This is a genomic window from Methylopila sp. Yamaguchi, assembly GCF_002897035.1.
Taxonomy (GTDB): Bacteria; Pseudomonadota; Alphaproteobacteria; order Rhizobiales; family Methylopilaceae; genus Methylopila.
In genome coordinates this window covers 186,771-209,564 of the sequence record NZ_BAUX01000005.1, presented here as the reverse complement: position 1 = coordinate 209,564, position 22,794 = coordinate 186,771, and the positions used below count along the sequence as shown (strand labels likewise).

At 68.7% G+C, this 22,794-nt stretch carries 21 protein-coding genes; 13 read left to right on the top strand and 8 right to left on the bottom strand.

Annotated features, from left to right (window positions below; all coding sequences use genetic code 11):
- Positions 1–7 precede the first annotated feature (7 nt).
- The 8 genes from tolA (at position 8) to recQ (ending at position 8,891) form a co-directional block, all read left to right on the top strand.
- A complete protein-coding gene (tolA, locus tag METY_RS08075; RefSeq protein WP_103120862.1) occupies positions 8–1,315 on the top strand; it encodes a cell envelope integrity protein TolA in 1,308 nt (435 codons plus the stop codon).
- Between the two features lie 153 nt (positions 1,316–1,468).
- Positions 1,469–2,788 carry a Tol-Pal system beta propeller repeat protein TolB gene (gene tolB, locus METY_RS08070; protein ID WP_103120861.1) on the top strand — a complete coding sequence of 440 codons (1,320 nt, stop codon included), beginning with the start codon at positions 1,469–1,471 and terminating at the stop codon, positions 2,786–2,788.
- A gap of 384 nt (positions 2,789–3,172) precedes the next feature.
- Positions 3,173–3,688, top strand: coding sequence for a peptidoglycan-associated lipoprotein Pal (gene pal, locus METY_RS08065; protein ID WP_103120860.1), 516 nt, complete (start codon positions 3,173–3,175; stop codon positions 3,686–3,688).
- A gap of 123 nt (positions 3,689–3,811) precedes the next feature.
- Positions 3,812–4,879: a tol-pal system protein YbgF gene (gene ybgF, locus METY_RS08060; protein ID WP_103120927.1), complete on the top strand. Its 1,068-nt coding sequence runs from the start codon at positions 3,812–3,814 to the stop codon at positions 4,877–4,879.
- Positions 4,880–4,963: 84 nt separating this feature from the next.
- On the top strand, positions 4,964–5,989 hold the full coding sequence (tilS, locus tag METY_RS08055) for a tRNA lysidine(34) synthetase TilS (RefSeq protein WP_103120859.1): 1,026 nt from the start codon (positions 4,964–4,966) through the stop codon (positions 5,987–5,989).
- Positions 5,990–5,998: 9 nt separating this feature from the next.
- Positions 5,999–6,364, top strand: a complete 366-nt coding sequence (locus METY_RS08050) for a hypothetical protein (protein ID WP_103120858.1) — start codon at positions 5,999–6,001, stop codon at positions 6,362–6,364.
- 62 nt (positions 6,365–6,426) lie between these two features.
- Positions 6,427–6,921, top strand: a complete 495-nt coding sequence (locus METY_RS08045; protein ID WP_103120857.1) for a copper chaperone PCu(A)C — start codon at positions 6,427–6,429, stop codon at positions 6,919–6,921.
- 128 nt (positions 6,922–7,049) lie between these two features.
- Entirely contained in the window at positions 7,050–8,891 is a 1,842-nt protein-coding gene (recQ, locus tag METY_RS08040) for a DNA helicase RecQ (RefSeq protein WP_103120856.1), read from the top strand.
- 557 nt (positions 8,892–9,448) lie between these two features.
- Here the strand turns inward: recQ and METY_RS08035 are convergent.
- From METY_RS08035 to METY_RS08000, 8 genes are all read right to left on the bottom strand, one after another.
- The gene (locus tag METY_RS08035) at positions 9,449–10,300 is read right to left on the bottom strand and encodes a TrmH family RNA methyltransferase (RefSeq protein ID WP_103120855.1); all 852 of its coding nucleotides are present in this window, start codon (positions 10,298–10,300) and stop codon (positions 9,449–9,451) included.
- Positions 10,301–10,429: 129 nt separating this feature from the next.
- Positions 10,430–12,241 (bottom strand): ABC-F family ATP-binding cassette domain-containing protein, encoded by a 1,812-nt coding sequence (locus METY_RS08030; protein ID WP_103120854.1) that lies wholly within the window; start codon positions 12,239–12,241, stop codon positions 10,430–10,432.
- A gap of 41 nt (positions 12,242–12,282) precedes the next feature.
- Positions 12,283–13,638 (bottom strand): histidine kinase dimerization/phosphoacceptor domain -containing protein, encoded by a 1,356-nt coding sequence (locus METY_RS08025; RefSeq protein WP_244593567.1) that lies wholly within the window; start codon positions 13,636–13,638, stop codon positions 12,283–12,285.
- 51 nt (positions 13,639–13,689) lie between these two features.
- Positions 13,690–14,253 carry a sigma-70 family RNA polymerase sigma factor gene (locus METY_RS08020; protein WP_103120852.1) on the bottom strand — a complete coding sequence of 188 codons (564 nt, stop codon included), beginning with the start codon at positions 14,251–14,253 and terminating at the stop codon, positions 13,690–13,692.
- Positions 14,250–14,453: a NepR family anti-sigma factor gene (locus METY_RS08015; RefSeq protein ID WP_020186372.1), complete on the bottom strand. Its 204-nt coding sequence runs from the start codon at positions 14,451–14,453 to the stop codon at positions 14,250–14,252. Before METY_RS08015 ends, METY_RS08020 begins: the two co-directional genes overlap by 4 nt.
- 161 nt (positions 14,454–14,614) lie before the next feature.
- Entirely contained in the window at positions 14,615–14,962 is a 348-nt protein-coding gene (locus tag METY_RS08010) for a hypothetical protein (protein WP_146035687.1), read from the bottom strand.
- Between the two features lie 37 nt (positions 14,963–14,999).
- Positions 15,000–15,509: a Dps family protein gene (locus tag METY_RS08005; RefSeq protein ID WP_103120850.1), complete on the bottom strand. Its 510-nt coding sequence runs from the start codon at positions 15,507–15,509 to the stop codon at positions 15,000–15,002.
- Between the two features lie 175 nt (positions 15,510–15,684).
- Positions 15,685–16,479 carry a response regulator gene (locus tag METY_RS08000; protein ID WP_103120849.1) on the bottom strand — a complete coding sequence of 265 codons (795 nt, stop codon included), beginning with the start codon at positions 16,477–16,479 and terminating at the stop codon, positions 15,685–15,687.
- Positions 16,480–16,753: 274 nt separating this feature from the next.
- Between METY_RS08000 and METY_RS07995 the strand changes: the two genes are divergently transcribed.
- The 5 genes from METY_RS07995 to METY_RS07975 all read left to right on the top strand — a co-directional run bounded on the left by METY_RS07995 (position 16,754) and on the right by METY_RS07975 (position 22,693).
- Positions 16,754–17,482 (top strand): Crp/Fnr family transcriptional regulator, encoded by a 729-nt coding sequence (locus METY_RS07995; protein WP_103120848.1) that lies wholly within the window; start codon positions 16,754–16,756, stop codon positions 17,480–17,482.
- A 100-nt stretch (positions 17,483–17,582) separates the two neighbouring features.
- A complete protein-coding gene (gene galE, locus METY_RS07990; RefSeq protein ID WP_103120847.1) occupies positions 17,583–18,578 on the top strand; it encodes a UDP-glucose 4-epimerase GalE in 996 nt (331 codons plus the stop codon).
- 56 nt (positions 18,579–18,634) lie between these two features.
- Positions 18,635–20,026 carry an MFS transporter gene (locus METY_RS07985; protein WP_103120926.1) on the top strand — a complete coding sequence of 464 codons (1,392 nt, stop codon included), beginning with the start codon at positions 18,635–18,637 and terminating at the stop codon, positions 20,024–20,026.
- 64 nt (positions 20,027–20,090) lie between these two features.
- Positions 20,091–21,278 (top strand): fumarylacetoacetate hydrolase family protein, encoded by a 1,188-nt coding sequence (locus METY_RS07980; RefSeq protein WP_200819623.1) that lies wholly within the window; start codon positions 20,091–20,093, stop codon positions 21,276–21,278.
- A gap of 173 nt (positions 21,279–21,451) precedes the next feature.
- Entirely contained in the window at positions 21,452–22,693 is a 1,242-nt protein-coding gene (locus METY_RS07975; protein ID WP_103120846.1) for an OpgC family protein, read from the top strand.
- Positions 22,694–22,794 lie beyond the last annotated feature (101 nt).

Genomic DNA, 22,794 nt, shown 5'->3' with positions numbered 1-22,794 from the left:
TGACGCCATGCGTGCCGGCCTCGTCACCTCTTCGGCGGCGCACGCCCTGGTCCTCGCGTGGGGGATCTGGAACTTTGGCGTCGCGAAGCCCTTCGACGTCGGGCCGACCGAGGCGCTTCCGGTCGAGATTCTGACCCCGCAGGAATTCGACGCCATGACCAAGGGCTCGAAGACCTCGAAGAAGGTCGACGCGCCCAAGCAGAAGGCCGAGCAGGTCGCGGAGGCCGAGTCCGAGCCGGTCGACGACGACACGCCCATCGCCAAGGAAGACGTGAAGGCGCCCCCGCCGCCGGCGCCGCCCACGCCGCCGCAAGCCGAGGCGCCGCCCAAGCCGGAGCCGGACCCCGCGAAGCTCGCGGCGGAGAAGGCCGCCAAGGCGGAGAAGGCCGAAAAGGCGGCGCAGGAGAAGGCCGCCGCCGAACAGGCCGCCGCCAAGGCGGAGGTCGACAAGGCCGCTCAGGCCAAGGCCGCCCAGGAGAAAGCCGCTCAGGCGGCTCAGAAGGCGGCGCAGGAAAAGGCCGCCGCCGAGAAGGCCGAGAAGTTGGCGGAGGCCGCCGAGGCCGAGCTGCGCGCCAAGGCCGCGGCCGAAAAGGCCGCCGCCGCAGAGAAGGCGGCCCAGGAGAAGGCGGCGCAGGAAAAGGCCGCCGCCGAACAGGCGGCCGCCGAGAAGGCCGCGAAGGAAAAGGCGGACAAGCTCGCCAAAGCCAAGGCCGAGGCGGAGAAGGCTGCGAAGGCGGAGGCGGAAAAGCTCGCCAAGGCGGAAGCCGAAAAACTCGCCAAGGCCGAGAAGGCCGCGAAGGAGAAGGCGGAGGCCGAAAAAGCCGCCAAGGCCGCCGAGCGCAAGTTCGACCCGGCCAAGATCGCGAGCCTGCTCGGCAACAAGGCCTCCTCCAGCGACAGCGCGCTGAAGGACGTGCGCGATCCCGGCCGGAAGGCCGCCGCCGCGCGCGACGCGGCGCCGGAGACCACCGCCGGCACGGCGCGCGGCACGGCGAGCAAGCTGTCGCTGTCGGAGCGCACGGGCATCGACAACGCGGTGCGCGAACAGGTCATGCAGTGCTGGAGCCCGCCGATCGGCGCGTCCGGCTCGGAGTCGCTCGTGGTGCGCGTGCAGTTCACGCTGAACGCCGACGGCTCGCTCAACGACGGGCCGACGGTGGTCAACTCGTCCTCGAATCCGGCGTTCCGCGCCGCCGCCAGCGCCGCCACGCGCGCCGTGCAGCGCTGCGCCCCTTTGAAGCTGCCGGCCTCCGGATACGACTACTGGAAGCAGGTCACGATCAATTTCGACCCGCGCGACATGGCCGGCGGATGAGCGTTTTCGTCTCGCTCGCCCAGCTGATCGCTTCTCAGAACGGCGCCCTTCGGGGCGCGCCTTCCGCCCGAGCGTGCGCGTAGCCCCGGCTCCGCCGATCCTCTTCGTCCTGTCTCCGCCGGCCGCCCCGGCCGCCCGAAACGGATAGTCCTCATGTCGCTTTCACTTGCTCAGCTCCTCCGCGCCCTGGCCGTCATCGCCACCCTGATCGGGCTCGCGGCGATGGCCCCGGCCGCGCGCGCGCAGGTCAACATCGACATCAACCAGGGCAACGTTCAGCCCATGCCGATCGCGATCCCCGAGTTCCTGGGGCAGGGGGCGGACGCCGAGATGGCCCGCAACATCGCGAGCGTCGTCGAGGCGGACCTCAAGCGCTCGGGGCTGTTCGCGCCGATCGACCACAAGGCTTTCATCGAGAAGATCACCAACACCGACGCGGCGCCCCGCTTCGGCGACTGGCGCATCATCAACGCCCAGGCGCTGGTGACGGGCCGCGTCGTGCGGCAGGGCGACGGCCGCGTGCGGACCGAGTTCCGGCTGTGGGACGTGTTCGCGGGCAACCAGCTCGACGGCCAGCAGTTCTTCACCGACAAGAACTGGCGCCGCGTGGCGCACCTGATCGCCGACATGGTCTATGAGAAGCTGACGGGCGAGAAGGGCTACTTCGACACTCGCGTCGTCTACGTCGACGAGAGCGGCCCGAAGGACCGCCGCGTCAAGCGTCTCGCTATCATGGACCAGGACGGCTTCAACTCCCGCTACATCACCGGCGGCGACGAGTTGGTGCTGACCCCGCGCTTCAGCCCGACGAGCCAGGAAATCACCTACATGGCGTTCGGCCGCGCGGAGCCGCGCGTCTACCTGCTGAACATCGAGACCGGCCAGCGCGAGGTCGTGGGCAACTTCCCCGGCATGACCTTCTCGCCGCGCTTCTCTCCCGACGGGCAGAAAGTGATCATGAGCCTCCAGCAGGGCGGCGACTCCAACCTCTACGCCATGGACCTCCGCTCGCGCGCCACGACGCGGCTGACCGACAGCGGCGCGATCGACACCTCGCCGTCCTACTCGCCGGACGGCGCGCGGATCGTGTTCGAGAGCGATCGCGGCGGCAATCAGCAGATCTACGTCATGAGCGCCGGCGGCGGCGGCGCTCAGCGCATCTCCTTCGGCGAGGGCCGCTACTCGACCCCGGTCTGGTCGCCGCGCGGCGACCTGATCGCCTTCACCAAGCAGTCCGGCGGCAAGTTCGCGATCGGCGTGATGCGCCCGGACGGCTCCGGCGAGCGCATCCTCACCGAAGGCTTCCACAACGAAGGCCCGACCTGGGCGCCCAACGGCCGCGTGCTGATGTTCTTCCGCGAGCAGGGCGGCGGGCCGAAGATCTACTCGATCGACGTCACCGGCCGGAACGAGCAGGTCGTGCCCACCCCCGGCTTCGCCTCCGACCCCGCCTGGTCGCCCCCGCTGAACTGAGGCGACGGTCCCCTTCTCCTTTTGCGGGAGAAGGGGCGCTGAAGCCCGTGCTCCCGCCAGTCATGCCCCGGTTTATCCGGAGCGTGACGGCCGTGCAGAACGCTCGGCCGCATCTCCAAACGGCTGGCAGAGCCGGTTTCAGAGTCTAAGTGCCGCTCAATTTTCGAGAGGCGTCCTCCTGCGGCGCAAGCAGGTGCCTGTGTCTTCAAAGACTCAGACGGACTGAAAACGCGGCCGCGGCCTACGCGGCCATCGCGCCGACACGATCGGCCGCGCAGGGTCCAGTAACGAACGTTTAAGCCTAACGGAACCTTCGGTTAACTGGAGAGGGCTATGGTTGCGGCAACCGAAAGCCATAAGGAGTCATCGGGGATGTTGCGTGCCATGCGTATCGGCCAGGGCGGGAAGCTCGCGGCCGCGATCTGCGCGACGCTGCTTCTGGCAGCCTGCGCGAAAAAGGGCGCCGGCGACGGCATGGACGGCATGAACGGGGCGGGCGGCTACGGCGCCGGCGGCCGCGGCGGCCCTCCCGGCAGCCAGCAGGACTTCGTCGTGAACGTCGGCGACCGCGTCTTCTTCGAGACCGACTCGACGGAGCTCACCAGCACCGCGCGTTCGACGCTCGACAAGCAGGCCCAGTGGCTGTCGCGCTATCCGCGCTACGGCATCCTGATCGAAGGCCACGCGGACGAGCGCGGCACCCGCGAGTACAACTTCGCGCTTGGCGCGCGGCGCGCTCAGGTCACCCGCGACTACCTCTCGGCCCGCGGCGTCGGCGGCGGTCGCGTCCGCACCACGTCCTACGGCAAAGAGCGGCCGGTCGCGGTGTGCGACGACATCTCCTGCTGGTCGCAGAACCGCCGCGCGGTTACTGTGCTGCAGGGCGGCGCCGGAATGTGATCGACTTCGGGTCCGGCGGCTCGCGGCTTCGGCCGCCCGCCGCCGGACCCGGCCCTAATTCGGCCGAACTGGACGCTTAACCGCGTGAAATCGTTGCTCTATCAGCTCGGATTCGTCGCACCCATGTTCAAAGCCGCGCGCTCATCGCTCGTCCGACGCCTGGCGCTCGGCGCTGTCCTGACGTGCGCGCCCATCGCCGCTGCGGCGATGGAGGCCGGCTCCGAGCCCGCGCCGTCCTGGCTGGAGACCCGTGTGGAGGGTCTCGAGACCAAGCTCGCCTTCTTCGGCGTCGGGCGTGAGGAGCGCCCGGCCTATTCCTCGCCGGTGCAGCCGGCGCAGTCGTCCTCGCTCGCCGACATCGCGGTCCGGCTCGACCGGCTCGAGAACCAGATGCGGCAGCTGAACGGGCGGCTGGACGAGATTCAGTTCCAGACCAAGCGCAATGACGAGGCGCTGAAGCGCTTCCAGGGCGACGTCGACTTCCGACTTCAGGACCTCGAGAGCGGCAAGGGCGGCGGCGCGAAGCCCGGCAAGCGGGGCGACGCCGGTCCTGCGGCCGGAGGCGGCGCGACGGTCGGCGACCTCGGCGCTCCGCCGGCGGGGCGTCCCACCGGCCCCGGCCCCGGCGCCGCGCCCTCGAACCTCGGCTCGCCCCGCAGTCCCGGCGACACCATCGGCGGTCTGATCGACGAGGGCGGTCCCGGCGACGACCCGAACGCGCCGATGAGCATCCGCCCGCCAGGCGCCCGCCAGAGCGCGGCCGTCGGCCCGACCGGGGCCGTCCCTCAGAGCGGCGGCGGCGGCATGTCGGTCGGCACCGGCGATCCGCGCGACCAGTTCGACATGGGGGTCGGCTTCATCCAGCGCCGCGACTACGAACTGGCGGATTCGACCTTCCGCGACTTCCTGCGCGCCTATCCCAAGGACCCGCGCGCCCCCGAAGCGCAGTACTGGCTGGGCGAGAGCCTCTACCAGCGCAAGAAGTACACCGACGCCGCCGACAGCTTCTACAAGATCTACGTCGACGCGCCGCAGTCCGCCAAGGCGCCCGAGAGCATGATGAAGCTTGGGATGTCGCTGAACGGCATGGGCAAGAAGGACGAAGCCTGCGCGACCATCGCCGAGGCCGGCCGGAAGTACGCCCGCATCAAGCCGCAGACCGACCGCGAGCTGAAGCGCATCTCCTGCTGACCTCGAGCGGGCCCGCCGCAGGGCTTACGCCGCGCCGTTCGAGCGCCTAGGCTGGCGCCGACCACGCGCGAGGAGACGATTTTCGTGCTCGACGGCCGCTGCGGCGAAGCCGCGCCTCTTGGCGCGGGCGAGATCGAGGCAGTGTTAACCCCTGCGTTCGCCGGTGTTAACCTCGTGTTGATCGCGGTGTCCGGCGGCGCGGACTCGATGGCGTTGCTCGCGCTCGCGGCGGACTGGGCCGCGAGGCGGAGCGGGACCCGGCTGTCCGTCGCCACCGTCGACCACTCTCTTCGTCCCGAATCCGCCGCCGAAGCTGCGGCCGTCGCCCGGACCGCCGCCTCGCTCGGCCTGCCGCACGCCCGGCTCGAGGCGCCTTTGCCTCGCCCCGGCGCGCGGATCGAGGAGGCGGCGCGGGACGCCCGCTACGCCGCGCTCGCCGCGCACGCCGTCGCGATCGGCGCCGAGGCTCTCGCCACCGCCCACACGCTCGACGACCAGGCCGAGACGGTGCTGATGCGGCTCGCCGCCGGCAGCGGGCCGGCCGGGCTCGCGGCCATGCGGCTCAAGAGCTTGAGGGGGCGGCTGGTCCATCTGCGGCCGCTGCTCGGCGTGCCCAAGGCCCGGCTGGTCGCGACGCTGCGGGCGCGCGGCTGGGGCTGGTCCGAGGACGCCATGAACGCGGACCCCGCCTTCTGCCGCGCTCGCCTGCGCGCCGGCCGCGCGGTTCTGGAGGACGAGGGCCTGACGGCGGAGCGCCTCGGCGTCTTCGCCCGCCGCGCCGCCCGCGCCGAGGACGCGCTCTTGGCGGCCGAGCGCCAGGCGGCGGAGGCCCATCTCAGTCTCGCCCCCGGCCGCGCGGCGATCGCTCCCGAGGCGGCGGCTTTGCCCGCCGAGATCCGCCTCAGACTGCTTGGCCGCGCGGTGGCCGCGCTGGGAAAGACCCGCGTCCGGCTCGACCGGCTCGAGCGCCTGTTCGAGCGGACGCTTGCGACCGCCTCCGGGGCCGCGACCCTCGCCGGCGCGCGGGTGGCCTGGAGCGCGGACGGCCCGATCGTCGTCACGGCGGCGCCGCCTCGCAGGGACGTGGCGCCGCAGGCGAAGCGCCGCTAAGACTGACGCATGATCCGGGTCAGCCGCCTCTTCCGCGCGCTCGCGCTCGTCGCCGCCTATCTGCTGGCGGTCGAGGGCGTCGTGGCGTCGGCCGCGGCCAGCGCCCACGCCGGGCGGATGGCGAGCGTCGACGGCCTGACCGCGCTTTGCGGAGCGGCCCCTGCGCCGACCGAGGCTCCGGGGGCGCTGTGCGCCTGCGACGATCTTTGCCGTCTTCCGCTCGCCGCCGTCCTCGAGGCCGCGTCGCCCGCCGTGGGCGCGCTGGCGATCACGCGTATGGGCGGCTCCAAGATCATAGCGGCGGGTCTGCTTTCCGGCGCGACGCGGCGGATGGGCTTGGCCCGCGGGCCGCCGGCGTCGCCGCGTCCCGCCTGAGCAAAACCCCTTTCATCCCGCGGAGCCGAGGCGTCAGGCCCCTCCGCCCGGAGCACGAGATCATGATCCGCACCATCATCGGCGCCGTCGCCGCCCTCGGCCTCATGGCCGCCGCCGCGTCCGCCCACGAGTACAAGGCCGGCGCGCTGGAAATCGCCCACCCCTGGGTCCGCGCCACGGCGCCGGGCGCCAAGGTCGGCGGCGGTTTCCTGGTCGTGACCAACACCGGCAAGGAGGCCGACCGCCTCGTTTCCGTCGCCGCAAGCTTCGCGGACAAGACCGAACTGCACGAGAGCCTCACCGAAGAGGGCGTGGCCAAGATGCGTCCGCTCGCGAACGGGGCCGAGGCGCCCGCCGGCGGCAAGCTGGAGTTCGCCCCGGGCGGCAAGCACATCATGTTCGTCGGCCTCAAGCAGCCCTTCAAACAGGGCGAGAAGCTGAAGGCCACGTTGACGTTCGAGAAGGCGGGACCGGTCGACGTCGAGTTCGCGGTCGAGGCCGTGGGCTACCGTCCGGCCGGCGAGCCGAAGGGCGCCGAGACGCACATGGGGCACTGACCGCGTCGGGGGCGCTTCCACGCCATCGTCCTCCGCTCGGCCGCGCGTCCGCTCCGTCGCGCCGGGTTTTCCAAAGACAATCGGCTTTCGATCCGCGCAAGCGCCACCGAATCCGCTAGAGATGGCCGGTGTCCTCCGCCGCCCTGACGTTCCCGCCGTCCGTCGCGCTCGAGCCTGCGCTCGAGGCGGAGAAACGGCGCGTGCTCAAGACGGCCTTCGGCTTCGACGAGTTCCGTCCCGGCCAGGAGCGGGTGATCGACGCTCTGCTTGCGGGGCGCGACGTGCTGGCCGTCATGCCGACCGGCGCGGGCAAATCGCTGTGCTATCAGGTGCCGGCGCTGGTCTCCGGCGGGCTCGCGGTCGTCGTCTCGCCGCTGATCGCGTTGATGGACGACCAGGTGGCGGGGCTGCGCCTCGACGGCGTCTGCGCGGAGGCGATCCACTCCGCAAAATCGCGTGACGAGAACATCGCCTCGTGGCGGCGGGTCGCCTCGGGCGAGGCGAAGATCGTTTACATGGCGCCCGAGCGGCTGATGACAGAGCGCATGCTCGGCGCGCTCGGGCGTCTCCCCGTGTCTCTGGTGGCGATCGACGAGGCGCACTGCATCTCGCAGTGGGGCCACAGCTTCCGTTCGGAGTATCTCACGCTCGGCCGCCTGAGGGACGCGCTCCCCGGCGCCCGGATCGTGGCGCTGACCGCGACCGCCGACGACGCCACCCGCGCCGACATCATCGAGAAGCTGTTCGCGGGGCAGGCGGACTCCTTTGTGTCCGGCTTCGACCGGCCGAACATCGCGATCTCCGTAGCCGACAAGCGCGATGTCGGAACGGCGATCGAGCGCTACGTCACCGCGCGTCCGGGTCTGAGCGGCGTCGTCTACCGGCTGTCCCGCAAAAAGGTCGAGGAGACCGCGGCGAACCTGAGGAAGTCCGGCGTCAACGCGCTCGCCTACCACGCCGGCATGGAGGCCTCCGAACGCTCGGCGGCGCAGGAGGCCTTTCTGGCCGAGCCGGGCGTGGTGATGGTCGCGACCGTCGCCTTCGGCATGGGCATCGACAAGTCCGACGTGCGCTACGTCGTCCATGGCGACATTCCGGGGTCGCTCGAGGCCTACTACCAGGAGATCGGCCGCGCAGGCCGCGACGGCGCGCCCGCCGAAGCCCTGATGTTCTATGGCCTCGAGGACGTGCGCACCCGCCGGCGTTTCATCGACGAGCAGGACAGCGACGACGAGCGCAAACGCGTCGAGGCGCGCCGCCTCGACGCCCTCGTGGGCTTTTGCGAGACCACCTCGTGCCGGCGGCAGACTCTGCTCGCCTATTTCGGCGAGACCACCGGCCCGTGCGGCAACTGCGACACCTGCCTCGATCCGCCTGACGTGATCGACGGCACGCGCGAGGCGCGGTTGCTGCTGGGCCTCGTCGCGGCCACGGGCGAGCGCTTCGGCGCAGCGCACATCGTGGCGCTCGCGGTCGGCCACATGTCCGAGACGGTGGAGGCGCGCGGTCACGACCGGCTGCCGGGCTTCGGCAAGGGCGCTGACCGGCCGGCGGCGGAGTGGCGCGGCATCGTGCGACAGCTCGTGGCGCTGGGCGCGCTTAAGGTGGAGGCGGGCGCTTATGGCGGCCTGCAACTAAGTCCCAAGGGCGGCCGCATCCTCGACGGCGCCGAGACGGTGATGATCGCCAAGCCCAAGGAGAAGAAGCGCGAGCGCCGTCGGATGGTGGCCGAAAGCGCAGGCTTCGACGGCGTGGACGGCGAGCTGCTTGGCCGCCTCAAGGCGCTGCGCCGCGAGCTCGCGATTGCGCGAGCCGTCCCCGCCTACGTCATCTTCTCCGACCGCACATTGGTGGAGATGGCCGCCACCAAGCCGCGGACGCCGCAGGCGCTCGCCAAGGTCAAGGGCGTCGGCGAGGCGAAGCTCGACGCGTTCGGCGACATGTTCCTGAAGGTGCTGACGGCGGGGTGAGGAGCGGGCCAGTCGGCTTGACCGATCGCGTGCAGGCTCTCTCTGCCACGTCAGAGTTTCGAAGAATGCGGCAATCAGGCCAGCGGGTGATTATCTAGACCGATCCCCCGCTGGTCTAGGGTCTTCGGTGGCCATAGCCTGCCCATGAAAGTCGCGCTCTTTTGCGAATGCCGAGCATGCAACGACGCGAAGGGGCTTGTTGATCGGGTAGATATCGCATCTTCCAGGCGCCTCATGTTCGATCTGGCTCTCGCCCTTTCGGCGAACGCGAACATGGGAAAGGGTGTAAGAGACTAGGCCGGTAGTGTCCGGCTTAGAGCCCACTGGCATAGGGCCGAACGTGACTTCAAACTCGTCCGACTCGAATGATAAGTACCAGTAATTTTGATTTTCATATTTTTGCAGAAGCGAGCATGGCAATGGTGAAGGGGGTCCAAGATAGATAAAAACACATGATCCCCGCAGCTTCCGAGTTGGAGCGTGAGATTCACTCGGCGTTGAGTGAGATGCCGCAATCATCCAACATGTGAAGAGGCTCGAAAGCAGGATCTTCTTGATCATGGCTCACGGGTCAAAACAGGATTGGGACACGTCGCGCCGTTCTTCGATAGCGCGTAGAGCGCGATCCCGCTCGTGGTCGCCACGTTCAGGCTGTCGAAGCCGGCCGCCATCGGCACGCGCGCGGTCGTCGTCCGCGCCATGAGGTCGACGGGGAGACCCGGCCCCTCAGCCCCGAGGATCAGCGCCGTGCGCGGCGCGCGCGGCACGGCGCCGATGTCGTGCGCTCCCGCGGGGCTGAGCGCCAACGCGCGAAAGCTTGCGGCCGCCAGAGCGTCGAGCAGATCCTTGCCCGAACCGCCGCGGGCGAAGGGCAGGATCAGGCTCGCGCCGACCGACACGCGGATCGCCTTCCGGTAGAGCGGGTCGCAGCTCGTTTCGTCCAGCAGCACGGCGTCGGCGCCGAAGGCCGCGGCGTTGCGGAAGATGCCGCCGACATTGTCGTGGTTTGCGACGCCGACGAGGGCGACGACCAGCGCCCTTTCAGGCAGCCGGGCGAGCAGGGCGGCGGCGGTCTCGGGCGCGGCGCGGCGGGCGATGGCGAGCACGCCGCGGTGGATGTGGAAGCCGACGATGGCGTCCATCACGGCCTGCCCGGCGGCGTAGACGGGGATCTCCGGCGGCAGTCTCGCGAGAAGCTCGCCGATCCCGTCGACCCGGTTCTCCGCGATCAGCAGGCTTTCGGGAACGTGCGCGGAGTGAACCCCGCGGCCGCCTTCGATCAGCAGCCTCAGCACCACCTCGCCCTCGGCGACGAAGCGCTCGCCGCGCCCCACCACGTCGCGCTCGCGCACCGCCCGGTAGGGGGCGACGCGCGGGTCGTCAGGATCGTGGATGGGGATTAGCGGCATTCTGCGCGTTCCTGGACCGGCGAACTGTCATGCCGTCATGGTCCGATCTGGCCGCCACCAGCCATGCGCGGCCGGGTTCGACCCCGATGATGGGTCCTCCGGTCAATCCCGAGGACAACGGCGAAGGCCTCAGCCCGCCAGCTCCTCGCGCATCATCTCGAGCTCGAGCCAGCGCTCCTCGGACGCAGCCTTTTCGGCCTCGGCCTTCGCGAGGTCGTCGCTGGTCTTGGCGAAGGCTTTCGGATCCTTGGCGTAGAGCTGCGGGTCGGCGAGCTTCGCGGCGAGCTTCGCGATGTCGGCCTCCAGCTTCTCGATGCGCTTCGGCAGCGTTTCGAGGGCGTGCTGGTCCTTGAACGAGAGCTTCTTGCGCGCGGCCGGCGCCGCGGCGGGAGAGGCCGTCGCCTTCGGCTTCTCGGATGCGGGCGTGGCCGCCGGCCCGCGCGCGTCCACCCCACGGCCGCGCTGGGCGATCATGTCGGCGTAGCCGCCGGCGTACTCCTGCCAGCGGCCGCCGCCTTCGGAGGCGATGACGGCGTCGACGGTGCGGTCGAGGAAGTCGCGGTCGTGGCTGACGAGGATCACCGTGCCTGGATACTCCCCGATCATCTCCTGGAGCAGGTCCAGCGTCTCGAGGTCGAGATCGTTGGTCGGCTCGTCCAGCACCAGGAGGTTCGACGGCTGCGCGAGCGCGCGGGCGAGGAGCAGCCGGCCGCGTTCTCCGCCGGAGAGAGCCGAGAGCGGCGAGCCCGCCTGTTCCGGGCCGAACAGGAAGTCCTTCATGTAGGACACGACGTGCTTGGTCTGGCCGCCGACCTCCACCGTGTCGCCGCGGCCATGGGTCAGCGCCTCGCGCAGCGTGGTCGAGGGGTCGAGGCTGGCGCGCTTCTGGTCGAGGGTCGCGATCTCGACGTTGGCGCCGATCCGGATCACGCCCTCATCGGGGGCGAGCACGCCGGTCAGCAGATTGAGCAGGGTCGTCTTGCCCGCGCCGTTCGCGCCCACGAGGCCGATGCGGTCGCCGCGGGCGATGCGGGTGGAGAAATCCGCCACGATGGAGCGGCCGTCATAGGCCTTGGAGACGCTCTTCGCCTCGACGACGAGGGCGCCGGAGCTCGCGCCTTCGGTCACGGTGAGCTGGACGGACCCTTGCGCTTTGCGCTGCGTGCGCCGCTTCTCGCGGAGATCGTCGAGCGCCCGCAGCCGGCCCATGTTGCGCTTGCGCCGGGCGGTGACGCCATAGCGGAGCCAGTCCTTTTCGCGCTCGATTTGACGGTCGAGCTTGTGGCGCTCCAACTCCTCCTGCGCAAGCTGCTCGTCGCGCCAGGCCTCGAAGGCGCCGAACCCCTTCTCGAGCTTGCGGGTGCGGCCGCGGTCGAGCCAGAGCGTCGCGCGGGTGAGGTTCTCGAGGAAGCGGCGGTCGTGGCTGATCAGCACCAGCGCCGAGCGCGACGACTTCAACTCGGCCTCGAGCCATTCGATCGCGGGCAGGTCGAGATGGTTGGTGGGCTCGTCCAGCAGCAGGATGTCCGGCTCGGGCGCGAGCGTGCGGGCGAGCGCGGCGCGGCGCGCTTCGCCCCCCGACAGCGTGGCGGGCGCCTCGTCGCCGGTGAGGCCGAGGGCCATCAGCAGGTACGCCGCGCGATGCTCGTCGTCGCCAGGCGCAAGCCCCGCCTCGACATAGGCGCGCGTCGTCGCGAAGCCCGAGAGGTCGGGTTCCTGCGGCAGGTAGCGGATCGTCGCGCCGGGCTGCACGAAACGGGAGCCGCCGTCGGCCTCGACCAAGCCGGCCGCGATCTTCAGCAGGGTGGATTTTCCCGAGCCGTTGCGGCCGACGAGGCCGAGGCGCTCGCCGGCCGAGACCGAGATCTCGGCTCCGTCGAGCAGCGGGCGACCGCCGAAGGTGAGGCGGACATCTTTGAGCAGAAGAAGGGGAGGAGCCATGGGCCGCAATTAGGCCCACGGGGGCCGCGGCTGCAAGGGCGTCAGCGTTTCTCGGTCTGGGAGCGCGCCATTCCGATCTTCGGCTCTTCGGAGGCCAGCGCGACTTCGAACTCCACGCGGCCTTGGTCCCATTCGCCGACCGCGCTGCCGATCTGCTCTGTGTAGGCGCGGATCAGACGCAGCGGCAGGCCGGTCGTCGGCAGCCAATTTTGGTTCTGGGATTCGATGATCAGCGCGAGGCGCCGGCCCGGGCGGGGGACGATCGAGAGCGTCGCGTCGCCCCCGGCCGCAGCCGCTGCGCTCAGCAGCTCCATCACGAGGAGCGACAGCGGCACAGCGCGGTCGAGATCGACTTCGCCGACCGGGCCGGGGGTCAGGATCTTCACCTCGAAGCGACGTTCGCCCACGGCGTCGCGGGCCTGCAGCGCCACGTCCCGGATCAGTTCGCCGACCTCGACGTGGCCGATCTCGCCGCTGGCGTAGGACGCCTTGTAGGCTGCCGCCATCGCGCGTACGCGATCCTCAGGCGCGCGCAGCACCGCCGACAGGGACTGCGGAGCTTCCTGCCGCTGCAGCGCGAGAAGGCTGGCGATCATCTGGAAATTGTTCTTCACCCTGTGATGAAGCTCACGCAATAGCCGATCGCGCTCGTCGAGCGCCGTCTTCAACGCCCTCGACCGTTCCTCGATGCGCCCCGACATGCCGTCAAGCGCCTCGCCGAGGCGCGCGATCTCCAGCGGCGCCTTCTCGAAGTCGACGGCGCGCACGTCCATGCGGTCGCCCTGGCTCGTTTCGGCTGTGACGCGAAGCGCGCGGAGCCACTTGAGCACGAATCGCTCGATGCCGAACAGGACGAGGCCGACGCAGAGCAGACTCATCAGCGCTGGAATGCCGAGCGCCAGCAGGAGCCACTGCGTCTGGCGTCGTCCCATGAAGTCGAACGGCGCGGCGGCGATCGCCACAGCCTCGCTTCCAGGCACCGGAGTGAGCGCATAGCGGTAGGGACGTCCGTCCGCCCCCCGCGCCTTTCGGATCCGGGAGTCGCTGGCGAGCGTCTCGCGAGGAGCTCCGTCCGGAGGCAGCCACGCCGCGCCGAACGAGGCCGGCGAGTCCTCCGCGAGAACTTCACCATCTCGGTCGAGGATAGCGGCGGCGATCATCGCACGGGAATCGCCGTCCTGGAACACGGCCCGCCGCGCAGCCTCGTCGAGCCGGTTCTCGCCGGCGAGCCCCTTGGCGCGAGCGGCCACCAGGTTCGCCGCCTGCACCAGCCGGTCGCGGTCGACCAGATCGGCCTCGCGGAAGTCGCGCACGCCGATCCACACGGCGAGAAGGATCACCGGAAGATTGGCCGCGATCAGGAGGAGCGCGATACGGCTGCGCAGGGTCTTCAACACGGGGGTCACCGGACCGGCGAACGAGCGTCGAGCGGCCTTAACAGAGCGAGGTCAAGCAGCGCCAGACCGATCTTGAGGCCCGAGAGCCGCGCGAAGGGCGGGCTCGAGCCCGATCTCGCTGACGTCGAGATTGAGCTTGCGCGCCAATGCGTTTCGGGCGCGATTGACGCGGCTTTTGACGGTTCCCACGGCGCAGCCCGCGATCTCAGCGGCCTCCTCGTAGGAAAATTCGGCGGCGCCGATCAGCACCAGAGCTTCCCGCTGCTCCTCCGGAAGCCCATCGAGCGCCTTCCGGAAGTCCACAAGATCCATGTGGCCGTTCTGAGCAGGCGCGACGGCGACGCTCTCGGCGAACACGCCGTCGGTGTCCTGCACCTCGCGTTTCCGTCGCCGGATGTCCGAGATGTAGACATTCCGGAGGATCGTGAAGAGCCAGGCGCGCATGTTGGTGCCCTCGGTGTAGCTGCCGAGGTTGCGCCAGGCTTTTACCAGCGTCTCCTGAACCAGGTCGTCGGCCCGGTCGATCTGACCGGACAGCGAAACCGCGAAAGCGCGCAGGCTGGGAATGTGGATCAGAAGTTCGTCACGCGGCGCCCGCGGCTGCGGCTCGCTCATCGCGCACCGTTCTGACGCGCGTCGTCTGTATCGTCGGCGGGAGGATCGACCTGTTTGGCGTCGAGCTCCGCCAACAGTTCCAGGAAACGGTCCGGCACAGGCTGGTTGAGAATGTCGACGTACCCCGCTCTGAGCTGCCGCCCGATGTGCGACTGCACATCCGTATCGAGCTTGGTGTCGTCCGCCTTCCGCTGAGTCATCAAATCACCTTCATGCGAACGCGAAGCCCGCCTTCACGTTCCGCGCCGTTCCAGCGCACGCCCCCGAACGCAACGACCAAGCTTGACGTCGAACGCTTGCCGTTCCGCTAACGCTAAAGTTCTCGGAATTCCACCAATTCCGCGGCTTACGCCTTTGCCTTTCAGCGCGCGGCGAACGGCGATCCCTCGCTCAGGCCGGCGACCTCGCCCTTGCTGACCGTTGTCACACGCTCCGCCCGGTTGTCCTCCCGAACGGCGGCCGTAACCTTCGCGCCGGACGCCGTCAGCCCCGATGTAGGTCCGACGCCCGCGGCGACCAGACGGTCTCCCTTCGAAACTGCCGAAATCTGTTCAGTGCCGAAGCCGCCCGACGACAGGGCAAAGACCGCAGCCGAGACGCCCAGCGCGGCGATCAAGCACCGCGCGATCCGCCGGTTGTTCTCCGCAGAGTGATCACGACGGGCGAAAACGGGATACGCACGATATGGACTGTGGGTCAGGTAAGCCATGATCGTGTCCTCTTATTTGGGTTCGGAGGCGCAGATGCTAGTTCGCTGCGATCGCGCGCAGCATCCAGACGGCCTTCTCATGAAACGCGAGCCGCGCCGTAAGCAGGTCGTGGGTCACGAAATCCTGACGATCCTCGGCCTCGGCGGCTCCTTCGCGAACGACGCGCGCGAGGCTCTCGTGGTCTTCCGCCAGTTCCTCGATCATTGCATGCGCAGTCATCCGCGAACCTAGCGACAGCGCCCGGTCCAACCCCGAGGTCGCCTTCCCGGTCGGCATCACGTGGCCGAGCGCGCGGATGCGCTCCGCCATCTGATCGATCGCGGCGAACAGGTCACGATAATGCTGCTGGGTGAGAGCGTGGATCGGCTGGAAGAGCGGGCCCGTGACGTTCCAGTGCACGACCTGGGATCGGAGCAGCAGACGGTAGGTCTGAACCGTCAGGTCGGTCAGCGTCTCCGCGATGACCTTCCGATCGGCGTCGCTCAGGCCCGTCCGCACCTTTTCATCGCTCGAGGCAGCTACCTTGAGCACCGCCGCTTCCGCCATCTTCGCCTCCCGGCCTGCCGCCCCGCCGGCCCGTTGCTTGGGCTCTATGGCGTCGTCGGTTCGATAACGCGGAGATGACAGGAAAGTTTCAGGGAGTTGGGCGCGTGGGGCTTCTCAAACGACCACGGGCCGGATCGACGATCCGGCCCGTGGTCGTTTTGCGCGCGTTCGGTGTTCAGGCCGGCGCGTGGTCGGGGTTGCGCGCGCGAGCGCCGAAGAACAGCGCTTGGCTGACGATCGCCTTCACCGTGGAGGCTTGGAAAGGCTTGGTGACCAAGAACACCGGCTCGGGCCGCGTGCCGCTCAGCAAGCGCTCGGGGTAGGCGGTGATGAAGATCACAGGAACCTCGAGCTTCGGGAGCATCTCCTGAACGGCCTCCAGGCCGGAACTGCCGTCCGCCAGCTGGATGTCGGCCAACACAAGCCCCGGATTCGTCTTCGCGGCCATAGCCACCGCTTCGGTGTGGGTGCGCGCCGTGCCCACCACGCGGTGGCCGAGGTCCTCGACCAATTTGGCGAGATCCATGGAGATGATCGGCTCGTCCTCGATGATGAGCACGTCCGTCGCCACCTGCTCGGCGATCTCGCGGCCGGCATCGTCGATCGCCGTGTTGATCTCGCTATGCGAGAGGCCGAGGATCTGACCCGCTTCAGCCGGGGAAAAGCCTTCGACCGACACGAGCAGAAACACCTGACGCGAACGCGGCGTCAGCGCCTCTATCGTCCGCTCGGCCTGCGCCGCCTCCAGCCCCGTCTCGACGTTCAGCGCCACCGACGACCATATGCGTGAGAAGATGGCGTAGAGGCCGACGCGCGGATCGGTGTCGGCCGGGAAAATCCGGGGGTCGGCGATGAGAGCCTTGAGAACGGCCGCGACATAGGCGTCGCCGCTGTCTTGCCGCCCTGTCAGCGCGCGAGCGTAACGGCGGAGAAACGGCAGGTGGGGTGCGATCGTGTCGGCAAGAGCCATGACGAGGATAATCCGGACAAGCGGTGTCGGTGCAGGAACGCGGTGAAGCGCTGTGGCAGCGAAATGGCGCGGCGACTGGAATGAGCAAGCCCTGAGCGCGGATGTCAACGACCGAGCGGCAGGACGATCTTCGCAGGGGCGCGTGGAGTCGGGTGGAATTTATCCCCTATCGGCTGCGGACAATGTGTGTTTTCACATAGCGGGGCGGCATTGATTGGGGTCTCTACAGCTGCCGCAGACCGCGGGCCCCCTACGTATTTTCCCGAGCGTGACCATGTTCGTGCGCTGCTCCCAGTGCCCTTTGCGCAAGAGGAATGCCTTCCGTCCAAAGACCGACGACGAAGTGGCTTTTCTGGAAACGCTAAAATCCGAGCATCTTCGCTTGCCGGCCGGGGCGGACATCATCCATCCCGAGCAGAACGGCGCCGAACTCTACACCCTCTTTTCGGGATGGGCCTTTCGGTACAAGGAGCTGCCGGACGGGCGGCGCCAGATCCTGAGCATCGCGCTTCCAGGCGACCTGCTGGGTCTGCAGGCCTCGTTGTTCGAGAAGGCGCTTTACGGCGCGATCGCCCTGACCGACGTGGAACTCTGCCTTATCCCCCGCCGGAAGCTCTGGAGCATCTTCGAGCGGATGCCGGCCTTCGCGTATGACCTGACCTGGCTCGCGGCGCAGTCTGAAGCGATTCTCGACGAAAACCTTCTGACCGTCGGCCGTCGCAGCGCGGCCGAACGCATCGCCTCGCTCTTCGCGGGCCTGTTCAAGCGGGCGGACGCGCTGGGCCTGGTCGAGGACCGCGCGCTGGAGTTCCCATTAACGCAGCAGCATGTGGCGGACGCTCTGGGGCTGTCTCTGGTGCACACCAACAAGACCATGGCGCGTCTGAAAAGCCAGGGCTTCTTCACTCTGGCCGACGGCAAGCTCACGATCGACAATCCGCGCGCGATGGCGCGGTTTGCGCAGCACTTCGAGAAGGAGCTTTCGCCACGTCCGATCCTGTAGCTTCTGGCCGGGATTATTAGCTCTCGACCACTTGAAGAGGCGGACTCCGCGCCGAGATGAACCCTCCTGAGATCGTCCACAAACGTCGAAGGAGGGATTGATGGCTGTTCTTGTGACAGGCGGCGCCGGCTACATCGGCAGCCATATGGTGCTCGCCCTCAAGGACGCCGGACGCAGCGTCGTCGTGCTCGATGATCTATCCACGGGCTTCCGGCGGGCCGTGCCTGAGACCGTGCCGTTCGTGAAGGGGTGCGTGGGCGACGAGCGGCTCGTCGCGGAGACGATCGCGGAGCATGAGGTGGACGCCATCGTCCATTTCGCGGGATCAATCGTGGTGCCGGATTCGGTGCGCGACCCCCTCGACTACTACCTCAACAACACCGTTCGCTCCCGCGCGCTGCTGGCCGCCGCAGTCGCCGGCGGCGTCAAGCGCGTCGTGTTCTCCTCGACCGCGGCCGTCTATGGCGAGGGGTCGGACGAGCCGCTCACCGAAGACAACCCGTTGGATCCGATTTCGCCCTACGGCGCCTCGAAGCTCATGACCGAGCGCATGCTGGCCGACATGTCGCGCGCCTACGGCCTCTCCTATGCCGCGTTGCGCTATTTCAACGTGGCGGGCGCCGATCCTGACGGCCGGGCTGGCCAGTCGAGCCCACGCGCGACGCATCTGATCAAGGTGGCCGCCCAGGCGGCGCTCGGCGGACGCAACCACCTCGAATGTTACGGCGACGACTATCCGACGCCGGACGGCACCTGCGTGCGCGACTACATCCATGTCAGCGACCTCGCGCATGCCCATCTCCTGGCGCTCGATCACCTCGAAGCGGGCGGCGAAAGCTTCGTGGCGAACTGCGGCTATGGCAGGGGCGCGTCCGTGCTCGAGGTGATCGACGCCGTGAAGCGCTGCGCCGGCGTAGATTTCCCCGTGCATGTCTCCCCGCGTCGGGACGGCGACCCGGCGTCGCTGGTGGCGAACCCGACCCGCATCCGCGAAACCGTGGGCTGGCGGCCTCGCCACGACGACCTCGACGCGATTGTCGGCCACGCGCTGGCCTGGGAGCGCCAGGTGGCGGAGCGCGGCGCCGGTCAGGCTTGAGCCCCAACGCCGCGCTCGGAGGCCGCGAGGCCGTCGAGATCGACATTCCCGCGCGGATGGACCGGCTGCCCTGGTCGCGGCTCCATCTCCTGATAGTGCTCGCCCTAGGCGTCACCTGGGTCCTGGACGGGCTCGAGGTGACCATCGTCGGGGCGCTCGCGCCGCGTCTGCAGGACCCGGGAACGCTCGCCCTGAGCGATGCGGACATCGGCGCTCTCGCCTCGGCCTATCTGATCGGCGCGGTTGGGGGCGCGCTGGGTTTCGGGTGGCTGACCGACCGGTTCGGCCGCAGGCTGATCTTCTTCACGACGCTTGGCGTCTACATCGTCGGCGTGCTGTTCTCGGCCTTCGCATGGGACTTCTGGAGCCTTGCGCTGTTCCGGCTGATCACCGGGATCGGGATCGGCGGCGAATACGCCGCGATCAACTCCGCAATCGATGAACTTATGCCGGCGCGGCTGCGCGGCCGGATCGCGATCATCATCAACGGCAGCTTCTGGGCCGGCGCAGGCGTCGGGGCGCTGGCGAGCGTCGTGCTGCTCGACTCCGGCTGGTTCCCGGTCGATCTCGGCTGGCGGCTCGGCTTCGGTCTGGGCGCCGTTCTCGGCCTGCTCATCCTGTTCACCCGCCGGCTTGTGCCGGAGAGTCCGCGTTGGCTCGCGTGCCACGACCGGATCGAAGAGGGCGAGGCGGTCGTCGCCGACATCGAGCGGCGCATCGAGGCCGAAACGGGCGAGACCCTGCCGCCGGCGCGAGGATCGCTGCGGATCCATCCCGCCCGCACCTTCGGGTTCCGACTCATCTTCCGCGCGATCTTCGGCGCCTATCGCGGCCGATCGGCGCTGGTGCTCGCGCTGATGATCGCGCAGGCGTTTCTCTACAACGCCGTGTTCTTCACCTACGGGCTGATCCTGACGAAGTTCTACGCGGTCGAGGCCGCTCACGTGGGGCTCTATCTCGTGCCCTTCGCCTTCGGCAACGTCATCGGTCCCCTGGTCCTAGGGCCCTTGTTCGACACGGTCGGGCGACGGAAGATGATCTGCCTGACCTATGTCGCGTCCGGTGTTCTGCTGCTGGCCACAGGGTGGCTGTTCGCGGAAGGTGCGCTGACGGCGGTCACGCAAACGCTCGCCTGGTGCGTGATCTTCTTCTTCGCCTCGGCCGCGGCGAGTTCGGCCTATCTCACGGCCAGCGAAGCCTTTCCCCTCGAGGTGCGCGCTCTGGCGATCGCGGCGTTCTACGCCATCGGCACCGGCCTTGGCGGGGTCGTCGCCCCCTACGTCTTCGGCGTGCTGATCGGCGGCGGCCAGCCTTGGCCGATCTTCCTCGGATACGCCGGAGCGGCGTCGCTCATGATCGGCGCGGGCGCCGCCGCCCTGGTGTGGGGGATCGACGCCGAGGGGAAATCGCTGGAGGACATCGCCGATCCACTCTCGAAAGCCGCGTGACGCCGTTGCCGAAGACGACGAGTTGCGGCAAAACGTCTGCGAACAATTGTATAGTCTCCGAACAATGGAGCGCCCTGTGCCGGTCAATCTCGTCGTTGAAACCACTCTGCCCTCCGATCGTGCGAAGGCGGTCCTTGCGGGCCGGGTCTGGCGGCCGGATGTAAGCGGTCCGAGCGTGGTCACGATCCGAAACGACCGCGTGCTGGACGTAAGCGCCGCCTTCGCCACTTCCCGGGACCTCTGCGAGGCGGCCGATCCCGCGGGCGAACTGGCCGCGGCCGAGGGCGACGACATCGGCGCGCTCGCCGACATCCTCGCGAACACGCCGCCCGACGGTCGGGACGCGACGAAGCCCTGGCTGCTGTCGCCCATCGACCTGCAGGCGGTGAAGGCCGCGGGCGTCACCTTTCCGATCTCGACGCTCGAGCGCGTCGTCGAGGAGCAGGCCAAAGGCGCGCCCGAGAAGGCCGCGTCGTTCCGCGCCGAGATCGCGACGACCATCGGGGCGGATCTCGCCGCGCTGAAGCCGGGGTCGGAGGAGGCCGCGGCGCTTAAGCGCGTGCTGGTCGGGAAGGGCCTCTGGTCGCAGTATCTCGAGGTCGGCATCGGGCCGGACGCCGAGGTCTTCACCAAGACCCAGGCGATGGCGAGCGTGGGATCAGGCTCCGACGTCGGCATTCATCCGATCTCGACCTGGAACAACCCCGAGCCGGAGATGGTGGTCGTCGTCTCGAGCGCGGGACGCATCGTCGGCGCGACCCTCGGAAACGACGTCAACCTGCGGGACGTTGAAGGCCGTTCGGCGTTGCTGCTGAGCAAGGCCAAGGACAACACGGCCTCCGCCTCCGTCGGTCCCTTTATCCGCCTGTTCGACGAAGGCTTCACGCTGGACGACGTGCGCAAAGCGGCGGTGACGCTCGAGGTCGTCGGCGAGGACGGCTTCAAACTTGGCGGCGTGAGCCACATGGAGCAAATCGCGCGCGATCCGGAGGATCTCGTCGGCCAGACCATCGGGCGGAACCACCAGTACCCCGACGGCTTCGTTCTCTACCTCGGAACCATGTTCGCGCCGATCGAGGATCGTGACACGCCGGGCGAGGGCTTCACCCACAAGGTCGGCGATGTGGTCACCATCGCGACGCCGACGCTCGGCGCGCTCGTGAACCGGGTGGTCCGCTGCCCCGACGCCGAACGCTGGAGCTTCGGGGCCGGTCATCTTATGCGGAACCTCGCGGCGCGCGGGTTGCTCTGATCTCGCGGCGGTCACTCCGACCGCGTCCATAGGCGCAAGCGCGGCGGAAACTTTCGCCACACTCGCGACGTTTGGGTCCGATTATACGATTCGGTGCGTCGGCCGAGCGTGATTCGTCGCGCGGCTTGGCGCTAGCGGCGCGAACGTCGTCTCAAACCAGCGAGGATGGCGTCTTGGCGGATGGCGGTGCGACGACGCAGGCTGCGAAGCATCCGGCGGGAGCTCCCGTCTCGTCGCGAGACTGGAGGCTCGACTTCTGGCGCGGGCTCGCGATCGTCTTCATTTTCTGGAACCACAGCGTCAACAACGTCATGAGCTGGCTCACGACGAAGAACTACGGCGTGTCGGACTCCGCCGAGCTCTTCGTCTTCCTGTCCGGCTTCGCGATGGCGAGCATGTTCGTGGGGAAGTTCCTGGACCGCCCGATCATGGCGATCCCCTACGGTTTCCAGCGCGCGTTCACCCTGTATCTCCACCACATCGCGGCCTTCGTGGTAATCGCGACGCTCGCCGTGCTGTACCGGGAATACGCAGGCTCCAGCATCATGGAGCGGGACCTGTTCGTGCGCCCGTTCCTCGTCGCGACCGAAACGGTGCTGCCGAAGCTCGCGATGCTCGGCTACCTCCCGCCGCTGCTGGACATCCTTCCGCTCTACATCCTGCTCACGATCATGGTCGGGGTCCTGTTCTGGCTGTTCCGGGACCGGTGGTACTTCTACGCGGCCTTCGCCGTCGGCGTCTGGACCTGGGCGCAGGTCTCCGGCGCGACACTGTCGTCCTACCCCGACACGCGGCTCTGGACCTTCAATCCCTTCGCGTGGCAGGCGGTATTCCTAGCGGGTTTCGCGATCTTCCTCGCGCGCGAGGAGCCCTGGTTCCGGAACGTCATGGCGGCGCCGGCGGCGATCGCGCTGTCGCTCACCATCGTCATCGTTGCCTTCATCGCCGCCGCGCCCTGGGCGACGCTCGGCCTCTACGAGTGGAGGCCGCTCCGCTTCATCACCGACATCGCCGACAAGGCGAACGCCTCGCCGGTGCGGCTCGCCCACTTTCTCGCCATGGCTCACCTCGCCGCGCTGTTCATCCGCAAGGAGAGCCGCCTGGGCGAGACGCTGCTCGGCCGCTCCATGGTGCTGATCGGGCGCAAGAGCCTGCCGCTGTTCGTGATCTCGACGGTGTTCGCGGCGATGAGCCACGGCGTGTTCGACTGGTTCGGCCATGGCGTCGTCACGCAGGTGACGTTCTCGCTGCTGGGCGCTCTTATCCTCGTGGCACTCGCCTACATCTCCGAGGAGCTGCGGACGACTAAGCGCGTGACGCCCGTCCGCGCGGCGGCCGGCGCGCCGTCGCCGCAACCGCGCGAGGGCGCTCCGGTCGTTCCAGCCAACGCCCCGCCGTCGCCCGGCCGCATCTGAACCGCGGCTCGGCTCTTTATCCCGTCAAACGTTCGTATAACCTCGCCTTCAACGATGGGGGCGAGGCGGGGATCTCTCGCGTTCGCCCGTCGCCTGCGATC